Below are 13,683 nucleotides of genomic sequence, written 5' to 3'. Positions count from 1 at the left end.
TTTACTTTTTGTTGATATACATATCCACGGCATGGATGAGCAGTATCACGTTTATATGTTTTTTGTCAGTTAGCCGAAGGGCGGCTGATTTTAATCAATGAATGATTCTGTCCGACCGCCATAGAATCCTCGCATTACAGAATTTTTTGCGGGGTGTTGATGATCCAATGGTTGATTAGTCGGCGTTACTACCTGTTGACCTCGCTGACCCTGCTGCTGGGCACCCTGGTGCTGGTGGTGACCCTGGCCCTGGCGACGGCTAGTTATCTGCGCAGCATCGACAAGACGGTGGCCGGCTACGGCCACATGCTCTCCTCCCTTGATGCGGCCCTGATCCACGAGCTGGTGCTGGCCAACCAGCGTCAGCTGGCGGTGCTGGAAGCGTCGCTGGACAAGGCCGCCATCGCCCGCGGCGAGCCGGCCGACAACCCGCTCTGGGCCATTGCCCACCAGATCAAGCGCGACAGCCACTACATCTACTTCTACAACCCGCAGACGGACCGCATCAGCAGCTACCCGGCCTGGCAGCAGCCGGCCGAGTATCGTGCCGCCAACCGGCCCTGGTATCGGGCGCTGTCGATGCCGGGGGATGAGCTCATCTGGTTGGGTCCCTATCAGGAGTACGGCTCGGACAAGCAGATCCTGACCCTGATCAAGCGGGTAAAGGGGCTGGATGGTCAGCTGCTTGGCCTGCTGATGGTCGACATGTCGTTCAACGCCATCCAGCAGGCACTGCAGAGGGCCATGGGCCGCAACCAGGCGGCCATCTACATCAGCTCGCGGGGGGGAGATGAACTGGTGGTGGGCTGCAACATGGCGCTCTATCAGCCGCCAGTGACCACGGCGGGCGTGGTGGGCAGCGAACTGGAGGTGATCTGGCATGGCCGCCATCTGCGCCGGGAGCTGGAGGGGATCGACTGGGATCTCAACATCTATCTGCCGCCCGAGCTGTTTCACGACGGCCTCGAGGAGGCCCTGCTGATGGTGGTGCTGCCGCTGCTCTCGCTGTTTGCCATCTGGTTTTGCAGCATCAACTTTCTGGTGCGGGTGTTCAATCAGGAGCAGGCGCTGGTGGCCGGCTCGCTGACCGGCATAGTGCGGGATCCGACCCTGACTCCCTGCCAGCTGAAGACCTGGTTCGTGCACAGCAGCCTGAGCGAGATAGATCAGGTGCGGGCCAGCTTTCTGCAGGGGCAGGATGCCCTGCTGCACGACCCCCTCACCGGCATCATGAACCGACGGGCCTTCACCCAGCGTCGCAGCGAACTGGAGGAGAGCGCCACTCCTCACTGGCTGCTGCTGTTTGACGTCGACAACTTCAAGCGCATCAATGACAACTGGGGGCACACTGTGGGGGACGGCGTGCTCTGCCGGGTCGCCGAGCTGCTGGTAGCGGAGCTGGGCAGTGGCTGCGTCTACCGGATCGGGGGCGACGAGTTCGCCGCCCTGTTGCCCTGGTCGCGCAGCGAGCTGGAGGCCGGGCTGACCCGGCTGCTGGCGCGGGTGCGCAATCAGCAGTGGCGCGAGTTTCGCGAGGCAGTGACCCTGAGCGTGGGCGGCGCTCACAGCCCGGATGACGGTGTGCTGTTGTTCGAGCGGGCCGACGAGTGTCTCTATCGGAGCAAGCGGCTGGGGCGCGATGGCTGGTCTTTGACGGAGCGGACCCGGCAGGAGCAGGGTGCTGACAGATCCTGTCATATGGATAACGGCTAAGCGACCGCTGCCGCTCGGTGGGCCCCGGCACCGTTCGCTGCCCAATTTCCATGCGATCTCATTTACGTATTTAGATTCAATATCTTATGAGCCAATTGATCGATATCACAGGCGGCGCGGGAGGCGGTGTCGCTCTCCTGCGACAGTGGCGCCCTTTGGCGGGAATCGTATAGTTCGGGGAAATTAATCAGGTTTGACAGGAGTACCCCATGGAGATGAACAAGCGTGGCATGAGCGCCCTGGCCCTGCTGGGCTCACTGCTGCTGGTCAGCAGCGCAGCGCAGGCCTCGGAGACACTCAATACCATCCTCGGTGGCGGTGCGGGTGGCGTGGCCGGCACCATGATCGGCAAGGAGCTGGGCGGTGATACCGGCGCCCTGGTGGGGGCGGCACTGGGCGGTGCGGCCGGTGGCGCCGCCACTGCCAACAAGGGCAACAAGAATGAAGCGGCCCTTGGTGGCGCCGTCGGGGCGCTCGGTGGCGCGGCCATCGGCAAGAGCGTGGGTGGCAGCACGGGTCAGCTGATCGGGGCCGGTGTGGGCGGGGCCAGTGGCTCCGCCATCGGTGCCAAGACTGGCGATGGCCACAAGAGCAACAACGACCGTTACTACGACGATGAGCACAGGCACCACAAGAAACACAAAAAGCACAAGAAACACAGATGGCACGACGATGATTGATCGCAGCCAGCAATGAGAGAGGGGCCGACAGGCCCCTCTCTTTTGTTTGGCTTGGCTTGCCGCTCACACCAGCCGGTGTTGGCGGCGCCCCTCGGCGAAGGCGTTGATGTTGTCGATCAGCTGATCGGCGAGGCGCTGCATCGACTCCTCGCTGGCCCAGGCCACGTGGGGGGTGAGGATGAAGTGGGGGTACTGCAGCGCCTGCATCAGCGGATGGTCGGGAGGCGGCGGCTCGACGCTCGCCACGTCGAAACCGGCGCCGCCGAGGCGGCCGTTGGCCAGTGCCCGCAGCAGGGCTTCCTCGTCCACCAGACCGCCGCGGCCGACGTTGATCAGCAGGGCGCCCGGCTTCATCAGCTCGAGCTCCCGCTCGCCAATCAGGTTGCGGGTATAGGGGGTGAGCGGGCAGTGCAGGCTGATGACATCGGCGCTTTGCAGCAGTTCGTCCAGCGGCAGCCGATCCTCGTCGTGGCTGGCGCCGACCTGGCTCTGGGCGTAGCGCACCTCCATGCCGATCCCCCTGGCCCGCTCGCCGAGGGCCTGACCGAGCGTCCCCTTGCCGATGATGCCGAGCCGCTTGCCGTGCAGATCCGTGATGTGGTGATCGAAGAAGCAGAATTGGCCGCTCTGCTGCCAGCGCCCCTCCAGCAGCGACTGGCGCCAGCAGAAGAGGTTGCGCGCCAGGGCCAGCATCAGCGCCATGGCGTGTTCCGGTACCGAGGGGCCCGAGTAGTTGCGGATGTTGCAGACACCGACGTTGGCGGCGCGGCACGCCTCCAGATCCACGTTGTCGCTGCCGGTGGCGGCCAGCGCGATGAGTTTCAGGTCCGGCAGCTGGGCCAGCTCGGCGGCGCCGATGCGCACCTTGTTGATGATGGCGATGCTGGCGTCTTTGAGTCGCTCCACCACCTGCTCTGGAGCCGTGCTCGGGTAGCTCTGCCAGTGATGGGGAAAATCGGGGTGGCGCAGGGTGATGCCGGTATCCAGGGTATCGCTGTCGAGAAACACAATTTGCTGCATGGAGCCTCCTGCCGTTGAGGCGTTCATGATGCCAAACATCGGCGACCGAGGGCCAGTTTGCTGCGCATCAATGGCTTGGCAATCGCGCCGGATGTGAGGCAGGCGGCATTTTTCGGGTCAGAGCCAGCCGAGGTGGGTGAGCCAGCCCTGGATCCGGGTCGGCGTTTCGTCCAGCTCCAGCAGGGCGTAGGGGCGGTAGTTGAGCTTGTGGCTGCGGCGGCTTTCGCTTCTGCGCGCCTCGGCGGCCAGCAATGGCCAGCGTCCGCCATCCTCCTGATAGAGGTCGAGGGTCGGCATGGTGGCCTGGGCGATCTCCTTGGCGAAGATCTGGTTGCTCTGCTGGTCGGGGAAGAAGCCGTCGAGCAGCACCAGCGCATCGGGGGCGGGCAGCTGTTCGCTGGCGATGAGGTTGGTGGCCCAGGCGGCGCCGGTGCCTTGCGCCAGTATCAGCTTGAAGCCCCCCTCCTGCAGCTTGGCATCCCCCAGCTTGCTGATACGGGTGGCGAACTGCTTGCGAAAGTCGTCGATGGCCTGCTGCTTTTTCTCGGCGGCGGGGTCCAATTCGGTTTGCTGGGGCGAGGGGAGCAGCAGCAGGGTGTCGAAGCCGAGCCGGCCGAGGGCCCGGGTCAGCTGCCACAGCTGGCCGCTGCGCTGCCAGTCGGGCAAAAGGATGGCCAGCCCCACATAACTGTCGCTGTCGTGCTTGGCGAACAGCACTGTCTGCTTGTCGATCTGGGTGCTGTTGGGCAGCCCCTGCCAGTCGTTGTTCTGCCAGTAGTCGAGCGGCGTCAGCGGTGTGCCCTCGCTGGCCTGCAAGGGGTTGCTTGCCAGCAGGGTCAGTAACAGCAGTGATAAAAACAATCTGGCCATAGTGCGCTCCCCCGGTTACTCGGGTTAGCGGCACCAAGCCGGTTTTCTGAAGGGGGAAGTGGCAGCGCTAGGGTGACGGCCGATCGGTGCTGGCGAGCCCGGCCAGCTGGCGGTCGTGCAGGGAGGAGAGCAGCAGCAGGGCAGTGACGGCGCCAATCAGGGCGAAGAACATGTCGGACTGGGTATCCCAGGGGTCGCCCTGGGTGCCGAGAAACTCATCCGCCCCCTGACCGAGCGCGAGGGCGGCCCCCCACTCGATGAACTCGTAGGTAGCGCTGATGGCGAGCACCACGCAGACCACCAGAAACGCCAGCATGCGCCGGCCCTGCACATAACCTCCGCGCAGCAGGATCTCCCGGCACACCAGGGCGGGCACGAAGCCCTGAAAGAAGTGGCCAATCTTGTCATAGGGGTTGCGACTGAGCTCGAGCCACTGCTGCAGCTCGAATCCCAGCGGGACGCGGGCGTAGGTATAGGCGCCGCCCAGCATCAGCACCATGGCGTGCAGGGTGATGCACAGATAGAGCAGGCTGGTGAGCGGAAAACGGCGGTGCGTCAGGGCAAGCAGCGGCATGGCGATGAGCACGGGGGCGACTTCCATCAACCAGGTCGCCCTGTCATAGGGTTGCCAGCCGGAGAGGATCAGCAGTACCAGGGTCAACAGCAGCAACAGACCTTTATGCAGAGATGTCATGGGGCGCTCCGGAGGATGGCACAAACCAGCTTGCCCATTTAGCCATGTTTGCGCTTTGAATACAGCCGGGTGGCGTCGTGCACTCATAAAAAAAGCGAGCCGAAGGCTCGCTTTTTCACCATGGATTCAAGGGGTCAACTTAGTTGACGCGACGCTTGAACTCACCGGTGCGGGTATCGATTTCGATCTTGTCGCCGATCTCTACGAAGGCGGCAACGGCCAGCTCGTAGGTGGTGCCCTTCAGACGGGCAGGCTTGGTCACTTTACCGGAGGTGTCGCCACGGGCGGCCGGCTCGGTGTACTCGACTTCGCGAACGATGGTGGTCGGCAGTTCTACGGAGATGGCTTTCTCGTTGTAGAAAGTCACTTCGCAGATGTCTTCCATGCCGTCAACCATGTAGTTCAGGGCATCACCCAGGTTGTCTTTCTCGACGTCGTACTGGTTGTACTCGGTGTCCATGAAGACATACAGGGGGTCGGAGAAGTAGGAGTAGGTGCACTCTTTACGTTCCAGCTGAACAACTTCCAGCTTGTCGTCGGCCTTGAATACGGTCTCGGTGGCGCTGCCGTTCAGCAGGCCTTTCAGCTTCATCTTGACCACGGCGGAGTTACGGCCGGATTTGTTGAATTCGGCTTTCTGGACCACCATCGGCTCGGTACCGATCATGACGACGTTACCAGCGCGGATTTCCTGTGCGGTTTTCATGTAAAAATTCCTGTTCGTATACGGGCAGATAAAAACTGCCAGATTATATACGGCTTTCTAAAAATTTCACCAGCCGAGTGACGAGATCCCCATCCCTGAGCTGCTTCTGTGACCAAGGTCGCCCATGTTGCAGCCATATCGCGGCGTGTTCCGGCCATTGCGCCCACCAATCGCGACAGTTTTCCCCCTGATTGAGGGCGTGGCTGAAGCCGCGCAGCCATTGGCCGGTGGCGGGGGGCAGCTCTGCCAGATAGTGGTCGAGAAAGCCGTCCAGCTTGACCATGTGAGCCTGCTCTTCCTGCGGATAGATGTGCCACAGGAAGGGGCGGGCGGCCCACTGGGCCCGCACGAAGGAGTCTTCCCCGCGCACCAGATTGAGATCGCAGCTCCACAGCAGCCGATCGTAACCGGCCTGATTGGTCATCGGCAGCAGCTTGATGGTGAGGTTGCCCGCCTGCAGCAGTGCCCCTGCCTTGGCCGTCGGAATGGCCGCTGCCAGCCCGGCGCCGGTGAGCACGTCGTTGAGGGAGCGCCCGAGCGGCAGCAGCAGGGTGACGGGCGTGGCGCTCTGGCACCAGCTTTCGACCAGGCTGGTCAGGGCGGCGCTCTCGTAGGTGAAGAGGCTGACCCGCAGCTCGTGCTCTTGTTTGGGCGGCAGGCCGAGGCTGGCCCAGTAGGCGGCAAGCCCGGCTTCATCCTGTTGCCAGCGCTCGCGATCACTAATGAGGCCGCGCTCGCACAAGAGACCGCCGGTTCTGGCCGTGAAGCCCGGGAAGAAGAAGTATTTGTTGAGGCTCTGGTTGCCGACCCGCTGGGGCGAGGCGAGGGCGTGGCAATCCTCGACCCAGGATTCGGCCGAGAGGTATTCGAGGTTGATCCAGCAAGGGGGCCTGGGTTGGCTCGCCATCTGCTCGGCCATTCGTTCAATGAAGGGGGCGGGCAGCTGGCAGGCAAAGGCCTCGATCACCACCCTGGCCGGGAGGGTGTCGGCCGGCAGGGTGTCGTGCCAGTGCTGGATATGGATGCCATCGACCCACTGGCTATCCTGCGCGGGGTCGAGCCCCGGGCAGATGCGGGCGAAGCTGGCCAGATCGTCCACCCAGAGCCGCACTTGGACCTCATTGCCGTGGATTGGGAGCGCGCCTTCCTGTTTCAGCTGGCGGGCCAGCCGCCAGGTGACGCCGATGTCGCCGAAGTTGTCCACTACGCAGCAGAAGATATCCCAGTCAAACGGGGGGAGGGGGCTGGTCATGTCAGGGCATCCAGATACAAAAAAACCGGTGCGCAGGGTAGCACACCGGTTGGCTGGCTTCTAACCGTCAGCGCGTGACGGTGGCTGCGGCAGGTTACTCCTTGCCGTAGACATTGTTCTCTTGCTCGCGCACCCGGATAAAGGTGGTGTGCGCTTTGTGCAGTTCTTTAAGCTGGCGGTAAAGCAGATGAACCAGGTTTACTCCTTGCCGTAGACATTGTTCTCTTGTTCGCGTACCCGGATAAAGGTGGTGCGCTTGGTGAGTTCTTTCAACTGGCTGGCACCCACATAAGTGCAGGTGGAGCGCACTCCGCCCAGGATGTCACGCACCGTGTTTTCGACCGGGCCGCGATAGGGCAGCAGCACGGTTTTGCCCTCGGAGGCGCGGTATTCGGCGACGCCGCCAGCGTGCTTGTCCATGGCGCTCGAGGAGCTCATGCCGTAGAACTTCATGAAGGGTTCGCCATCCACGTCGACGATTTCGCCGCCACACTCCTCGTGGGCCGCCAGCATGCCGCCCAGCATCACGAAGTCGGCGCCGCCGCCAAACGCCTTGGCCACATCCCCCGGGCAGGTGCAGCCGCCGTCACCGACGATCTGGCCGCCCAGACCGTGGGCCGCATCGGCACACTCGATGATGGCGGAGAGCTGCGGGTAGCCGACCCCGGTCTTGACCCGGGTGGTGCAGACCGAGCCCGGGCCTATGCCCACTTTGACGATGTCGGCGCCGGAGAGGATCAGCTCCTCCACCATCTCGCCGGTGACCACGTTGCCCGCCAGGATGACGTGGTTCGGGCAGGCTTCGCGGATCTTGCGCAGAAACTCGACGAAGTGCTGGGAGTAGCCGTTGGCCACATCGACGCAGATGAAGCGCAGGGCGCTGGACATGGCCAGGATCTGGCGGGTCTTGGTGAAGTCATCCTCGGAGGTGCCGGTGGAGACCATCACATGACCCAGCAGCGCCGGGTCGGTTTCGCTCACGAAGGTTTGCCACTGCGCAAGGCTGTAGTGCTTGTGTACTGCGGTCATCATCTCGAAGCTGGCCAGGGTACGCGCCATGGCGAAGCTGCCGACGGTATCCATATTGGCGGCGATGACGGGCACCCCTTGCCATTGGGTCTGGGTGTGCTTGAAGGTGAACTGACGGGTCAGGCTGACTTGGGAACGGCTCTTGAGAGTAGAGCGCTTGGGGCGGAACAGGACATCCTTGAAACCGAGCTTCAAGTCTTCTTCGATACGCATTACGAATTCCTTATTGAGCCTTGTTTGATAGGTCACTTTGCAGTGGCAACTTTTCGGCAGGCGCAAAAAAACCGGTGGTTTTCAGGCCCTCCGGTTTACAACAGTGTAGGCAAAAATCCCGTCGGAACAAGACTGATAATTCACTCAGCGTTGTGGTAGCCTTTGGCGTCACAACCTGAGCGCAGCCTTGGGTTTCATCCAGCCCCGTTTATCTCGCCTCGTCCGTCCATTTGGAGTATCCCGATTGAATCCCTTTTGGCAAGCTTCTGTGTGATCCTGACGCCACGCGTCATGTCTGCGCTGGCGGCGGTGAGGCGGCCACGTTCACCAGTTGACAGCCGCCTTTTCCATCCCCACTCTGGGCTGTTCGGGCCAGCGTTGGCCCTGCCCTGACAAGGAGTGAAGATGTTCGGATTGCGAATGATGCCGCTGCTGTTGCTGGTCGGTCTCGCCCTGCCGGGAGCGGCTCGGGCTGCCTCCGATCCCGCCGTTTATGGCTGGATTGAGAAGGGACTCATCATGCCGAGCGGGGTGGCGGTGAAGATGAAGCTGGATACCGGGGCGCTCACCTCCTCGCTTGATGCGCGGGATCTGCGCCACTTCAAGCGTGACGGCAAGTCCTGGGTACGCTTTACCCTGCAGGTGACCGATGCCAACACCGACCGGCAGGTGAGCCAGACCCTGGAGCGACCGGTGGAGCACATGGTGACGGTGCGTGGCGCCGGCGGCATGGAGCAGCGCCCCACGGTCACCATGTCCATCTGCCTGGGTGACAAGGTGTATGAGGAGTGGTTCACCCTGCGCGATCGCAGCAAGATGATCTATCCGGTGCTGCTGGGGCGCCGCCTGCTGGCGGATCTCGGCGCGGTGGATTCGAGCCGCACCTTCACGGTGCAGCCGAGCTGTCGCTGAGGGAAGTGAACGATATAAAAAAACGGGGGCCTGGCCCCCGTTTTTTTAGGCTATGTCCCAATTACGTGTTGCATGGGGCGCCCCAGCGCCTCATGCAAGCAACGTGAGATATTCACTTCCCGCCCATAGCGCTCCAACATCCTCCTCCAACCCAGATAATTCCTCAGATAGTGGGTCGCGACCCCATGGAACCGCTCCATCCACTCCTTCAATCGCCTGTGGTACCCGTTCACATGTTGGATGTGATATGCACCCACCACCCGCTCTCCCGCTCGATTGCGCACCACTTGGTGTGTTATCCCCAGTCCCTCGCTGAAACTCGCATACACCCCGGCACCATCGCTGCACAGGACGGCATCCGGGGCGATAAGCGGCTCAAGCACCGCCTTCACTGCCCTGGCATTCAGCTGCTCCAACTGGAAATCGGCCAGGTGGCCTGCTCGGTCTTGCACCACCATCACCGGGATGTAATCCGGTCCTGTGCCTCGGGTACGGCCTTTACCTCCACGATGGCGGGCCGGGCGGGGCAATCCGCGCTGTCCTTTGAATGACTCCAGGAAGAAGGTCTCATCGACCTCGATGATACCCTCTTCCCGTACCGCCTGGTGGCTAGCCATGGCCTTCAGGAAGCGGTGACGCCACAAAAAGGCGGTGTTTTTACCGACCCCGCAGTGGAGCGCCGCCTGCCGGACGGTCAGACCGTCGATGAGGGCCTGTGCATAGTCTTCCCAGCATTGTGGCTTGCGAAGTCGGGCGAGAGGCGTGTTAGTGAGAACGGAACTGGTGCGCAAGCACTGCTTGCAGCGATAACGGCGCAGCCCTCGAGACCAGCCCCAGGGAGCCAGCAGTGTGGCCTCAGCCTGGCAGTGAGGGCAGCATTGGCATGCGGGAAGTTGAGTGGCCAACGAGGTGATGGGGTGAGGGGTGGTGAGTTCCTGTTGCGCGAGACGACGCTGACGCAAAGTGAGTAATGGGAAGAGGGACAGTAGCTGTTGAAAGGCTTGGGTATCCATGGTGGAGGCCCTCAAGGTGATGACCTACTTCAAGGTTAGCCTTTCAACACATAACTGGGACAGAGCTTTTTTTTATGGTGATGATCAGACTGGGCGGGAGGGGGCGGGCAGCAGCACGCTCACTTCCAGCCCCCCTTCCGGCCGGTTGTGGATGTCGAGATCGGCGCCGTGCAGCTGGGCGATGCGCGAGACGATGGCCATGCCGAGGCCGACCCCGTCCCCCTGCTGGGGATTCACCCGAAAGAAGCGCTCGCACAGGCGCGACAGGGCGGCGGTGGGGATGCCGGGGCCGTTGTCGCGAATGTCGACCCTGACCCTGTGTCCCTCCGGGCGCGCCTCGACCGCGATCTCGCCCTGCGCCTGGGTGTAGCGTAGGGCGTTGTCGATGAGGTTGCTGAACATCAGCTCCAGCAGGGTGGCTTGCCCCATTACCGTTAGCTGCTCGGTGCCTTCCAGCGACAGCTGCTGATCCTTTTTCAGGGCGATGGGGGCCAGGGTGGCCAGGGTGCCCTGCAGCAGCTGGTTCAGGTTGAGCTCGGTCAGCTCCAGCCCCTGCTGGTTGTCGATGCGAGCCTGGGTCAGCAGCTGGCGCAACAACCGATCGCTGCGATCGAGCGCCAGCAGCATCTTCTGCAGGGAGTGCTGACGGCTCTCGGCATCCTCGGCGGCCAGCGCGTTCTCGCTGTGGATGCGCAGCACCGCCAGCGGGGTGCGCAGCTCGTGCGCCGCCTCGTTGGTGAACTGCTTCTCCCGCTCTATGGTGTCGGCAAGCGCGTGCATCAACCGGTTGATCTCGTTGGTGAGCGGGGTCAGCTCCTGGGCCCGGATCTTCAGGGTGAGCGGGCTCAGGTTGGCCGGGTGGCGCTCACCGATGGCCTGGGCCAGCTGCCGCAGCGGCGCCAGCCCGCGGGAGATGAGCCACCACAGCAGGCCGAGCAGGAAGGGCAGGGTGATGAGCAGCGGCAGCATGGCCAGGGTGGCCATCTTGCTGGCCAGCTCGCTGCGCTCGTCATCCCGCTCCGCCACGATGAGCCAGGTGTGCTCGTCCTGGTTGTAGAGGGTGAAGGTGCGCCACTCGTGGTTGTCCTTGGTGACGTTGTTGAAGCCGGGGGCCAGGGCGCCGAGGGGCTGGCTCGGGGCGCTGGGGGAGCGCAGCAGTATGTGGCCCTGCTCGCTCAGCAGCTGGAAGTAGAGGTTGCGCTCGAATTCGTGGCCGAAGGGGGTGAGCTCCCTGTCTTCTCCCCGCAGGTTGAAGCTGGTGTCCTTCTGCCATTGATCCGGGTTGTGCTGCTCCCAGTCCTGATAGACGGTGCCGTTGGCGGGCAGTTCGCCATTTTGCTCCAGATAGCGGCTGAGCAGCTGGTTGGTGATACGGGAGGACTGGGCGAGACGGGCATCGAACAGCTCCTCCATCTCGTGGTTGGCCTCCAGATAACCGATGAGGGCGCTGATGGCCAGGCTGGCGCTGACCAGCGCCAGGATGCCGGAGAGCAGGAAGCGGCGGATGGAGCGGGGACGCGTCATGCCCGGTGGTCCCGGCGCTGGGCCTGTTCAAGCTGGGGGACTATGTAGCCGACCCCGCGGATATTACGGATGAGGTCGCTGTAGAACTTCTTGCGCAGGTGGTGAATATGCACCTCCACCGCGTTGCTCTCGGCCCCCTCGTCCCAGCCGTAGAGGCTCTGCTGCAGCTGATCCTTGCTCAGCACCCGGCCGCTCTGGGTGATGAGCTCCTGCAGCAGCTTGTATTCGTGGGGGGTGAGTTTGACCGGCTCGCCCCTATAGGTGACCTGCTGGGACTCGGGATAGAGCTGCAGCTCGCCGTATTCCAGCACCGCCTGGGCCTGGCCCTTGCTGCGCCGCACCAGGGCGCGCAGGCGGGCGTTGAGCTCCTGCAGGGCGAACGGCTTGACCATGTAATCGTCGGAGCCGGCATCCAGCCCCAGTACCCGGTCGTCCAGGGCGTCGCGGGCGGTGAGGATCAGCACCGGCAGCGTCTGGCCTTCCCGACGCAGCTTGCGCAGCAGGCTGATGCCGTCGATGTCCGGCAGGTTGAGATCCAGAATGAGCGCGGCAAACTCCTCGCTCTTGAGCACTGACAGGGCGGGCAGCCCCTGCTGCAGCCAGTCCACCGTGTAGCCGCTGCTGCGCAGGGCATCCACCATGCCGTCGCCCAGCATCACATCATCTTCCACCAACAGGATCCGCATTATTATTCCCCTCAAAAGAGGTTCTTCGCGGGATCTTGGGGAAGTGGAAGTTGACAGACAGGGTGCTGGTAAACTGGCTGTCTCCAAACACACCACCACCATCACCCTGCTGTCGCCGTGCATCATATTGATATTGCCTCCTTCTGGCCAGGTTATACCGTCATCGCCCAAGCGCTTTCTGCCAACCATCACACCCTGTTTACCCTTGAGCCTCGCGCCGACCTGTTGCCCCGTTGTCGCCGATGCCTGCAACCCACGCCATTGATCCACGACCAACGTATCCGCCGGGTGCGTGAGCGAGACCTATTTGACCGACAAGTCTGGTTACAACTGCCTGTTCGCCGCGTCGACTGTCTGCGCTGTGGTCGCGTCAGTGAACATATCGACTGGCTCCCCTCTGGCTCCCGCCTCACCCGGCGCATGCAGTGCTGGATTGAAGCGCTCGTTCAGTACCTCCCCATCCGCCATGTCAGCCAGCTCACCGGGGTCGGTTGGCACACCATCAAGGAGATCGACAAGCGCCGTTTGCAGACCAGTGTGGGCACCATCGAACTTGGGGAGGTGCGGCGGCTGGTGATGGATGAGTTTGCCCTGCACAAGGGACACCGCTATGCCACCGTGATCATGGATGCCGAGCGAACCCGCGTCCTGTGGGTGGGGCACGGCAACAGCCGGGCCGCTATCCGTCCCTTCTTCGAGCAGCTCGGCGAGCGATGCCAGCAGATTGAGGCGGTGGCGATGGACATGAACACGGCGTTCGACCTGGAGGTGAAGCAACACTGCCCGCAGGCGGAGGTGGTCTACGACCTGTTCCACGTGGTGGCTCGCTATGGCCGAGAGGTGGTGGACCGGGTGCGAGTGGAGCAGGCGAATGCACTGAAAAGCGATAAACCGGCGCGAAAAGTGGTCAAAAGTGCGCGTTGGTTGCTGCTACGTAATCGGGCGAAGCTGAGTGAAAAACAGGATGTGAAGTTGCAGGAGCTGTTGGCGGCGAATCAACCGCTGGCGATGGTGTACGTGCTGAAAGAGGCGTTGAAGGGCATCTGGTATGCGCCGAGCGTGTGGGAAGGATGGCGACGATGGCGGAGCTGGATGCGGCAGGTGAAGGAAAGCGGGCTAGCGCCGCTGCAACGATTTGGTCGAAATTTATCGAAATATATGCGGGGGATCCTGGCGAGTGCAAACTACCCGATGCACACGAGTGTGCTGGAAGGGGTGAACAACAAGATCAAAGTGATAAAGCGTATGGCATATGGATTTAGGGACTCAGAATACTTTTTTCTGAAAATCAAGGCGGCCTTCCCCGGAAAGCCGCGATGAACCTCAAAAGACGCTGCCCACCAGTATGCAAGCTGGTGGGCAGAGTTTAAA

At 62.5% G+C, this 13,683-nt stretch carries 13 protein-coding genes; 4 read left to right on the top strand and 9 right to left on the bottom strand.

Annotated features, from left to right (window positions below):
• Positions 1 to 159 precede the first annotated feature (159 nt).
• Together ACPW75_RS14740 and ACPW75_RS14735 are read left to right on the top strand one after the other, a co-directional pair.
• On the top strand, positions 160 to 1,713 hold the full coding sequence (locus ACPW75_RS14740) for a GGDEF domain-containing protein (RefSeq protein WP_077096543.1): 1,554 nt from the start codon (positions 160 to 162) through the stop codon (positions 1,711 to 1,713).
• Between the two features lie 209 nt (positions 1,714 to 1,922).
• Complete coding sequence (locus ACPW75_RS14735; RefSeq protein WP_077096544.1) at positions 1,923 to 2,393, top strand: YMGG-like glycine zipper-containing protein; 471 nt, start codon at positions 1,923 to 1,925, stop codon at positions 2,391 to 2,393.
• A 63-nt stretch (positions 2,394 to 2,456) separates the two neighbouring features.
• Here the strand turns inward: ACPW75_RS14735 and ACPW75_RS14730 are convergent, their stop codons facing one another.
• The 6 genes from ACPW75_RS14730 to ACPW75_RS14705 all read right to left on the bottom strand — a co-directional run bounded on the left by ACPW75_RS14730 (position 2,457) and on the right by ACPW75_RS14705 (position 8,177).
• A complete protein-coding gene (locus tag ACPW75_RS14730) occupies positions 2,457 to 3,413 on the bottom strand; it encodes a D-2-hydroxyacid dehydrogenase (RefSeq protein ID WP_077096545.1) in 957 nt (318 codons plus the stop codon).
• 117 nt (positions 3,414 to 3,530) lie between these two features.
• The gene (locus ACPW75_RS14725) at positions 3,531 to 4,283 is read right to left on the bottom strand and encodes a DUF3530 family protein (RefSeq protein ID WP_011707004.1); all 753 of its coding nucleotides are present in this window, start codon (positions 4,281 to 4,283) and stop codon (positions 3,531 to 3,533) included.
• A 67-nt stretch (positions 4,284 to 4,350) separates the two neighbouring features.
• Positions 4,351 to 4,977 (bottom strand): DUF2238 domain-containing protein, encoded by a 627-nt coding sequence (locus tag ACPW75_RS14720; RefSeq protein WP_077096546.1) that lies wholly within the window; start codon positions 4,975 to 4,977, stop codon positions 4,351 to 4,353.
• 139 nt (positions 4,978 to 5,116) lie between these two features.
• A complete protein-coding gene (efp, locus tag ACPW75_RS14715) occupies positions 5,117 to 5,683 on the bottom strand; it encodes an elongation factor P (protein ID WP_011707002.1) in 567 nt (188 codons plus the stop codon).
• Positions 5,684 to 5,726: 43 nt separating this feature from the next.
• Entirely contained in the window at positions 5,727 to 6,935 is a 1,209-nt protein-coding gene (earP, locus tag ACPW75_RS14710) for an elongation factor P maturation arginine rhamnosyltransferase EarP (RefSeq protein ID WP_077096547.1), read from the bottom strand.
• 198 nt (positions 6,936 to 7,133) lie between these two features.
• On the bottom strand, positions 7,134 to 8,177 hold the full coding sequence (locus ACPW75_RS14705; RefSeq protein ID WP_011707000.1) for a GMP reductase: 1,044 nt from the start codon (positions 8,175 to 8,177) through the stop codon (positions 7,134 to 7,136).
• Positions 8,178 to 8,582: 405 nt separating this feature from the next.
• Here ACPW75_RS14705 and ACPW75_RS14700 point away from each other — a divergent pair, with 405 nt between their 5' ends.
• The gene (locus tag ACPW75_RS14700; protein WP_043119333.1) at positions 8,583 to 9,089 is read left to right on the top strand and encodes an ATP-dependent zinc protease family protein; all 507 of its coding nucleotides are present in this window, start codon (positions 8,583 to 8,585) and stop codon (positions 9,087 to 9,089) included.
• A gap of 50 nt (positions 9,090 to 9,139) precedes the next feature.
• On the opposite strand, the gene ACPW75_RS14695 is transcribed toward ACPW75_RS14700, so the two are convergent.
• The 3 genes from ACPW75_RS14695 to ACPW75_RS14685 all read right to left on the bottom strand — a co-directional run bounded on the left by ACPW75_RS14695 (position 9,140) and on the right by ACPW75_RS14685 (position 12,312).
• Positions 9,140 to 10,102 carry an IS1595 family transposase gene (locus ACPW75_RS14695; RefSeq protein ID WP_077097479.1) on the bottom strand — a complete coding sequence of 321 codons (963 nt, stop codon included), beginning with the start codon at positions 10,100 to 10,102 and terminating at the stop codon, positions 9,140 to 9,142.
• An 84-nt stretch (positions 10,103 to 10,186) separates the two neighbouring features.
• The gene (locus tag ACPW75_RS14690; protein ID WP_252410867.1) at positions 10,187 to 11,626 is read right to left on the bottom strand and encodes an ATP-binding protein; all 1,440 of its coding nucleotides are present in this window, start codon (positions 11,624 to 11,626) and stop codon (positions 10,187 to 10,189) included.
• Complete coding sequence (locus tag ACPW75_RS14685; protein ID WP_011706997.1) at positions 11,623 to 12,312, bottom strand: response regulator; 690 nt, start codon at positions 12,310 to 12,312, stop codon at positions 11,623 to 11,625. Before ACPW75_RS14685 ends, ACPW75_RS14690 begins: the two co-directional genes overlap by 4 nt.
• A 117-nt stretch (positions 12,313 to 12,429) precedes the next feature.
• On the opposite strand from ACPW75_RS14685, the gene ACPW75_RS14680 reads away from it, so the two are divergent.
• Positions 12,430 to 13,632: an ISL3-like element ISAeme19 family transposase gene (locus tag ACPW75_RS14680; protein WP_084865641.1), complete on the top strand. Its 1,203-nt coding sequence runs from the start codon at positions 12,430 to 12,432 to the stop codon at positions 13,630 to 13,632.
• Positions 13,633 to 13,683 lie beyond the last annotated feature (51 nt).

Origin of the sequence: Aeromonas sp. FL131 (assembly GCF_049860615.1) — a bacterium.
GTDB lineage: Bacteria > Pseudomonadota > Gammaproteobacteria > Enterobacterales > Aeromonadaceae > Aeromonas > Aeromonas hydrophila.
The sequence above is the reverse complement of the archived record's forward strand: the minus strand, read 5'-3'. Positions and strand labels throughout refer to the sequence as shown.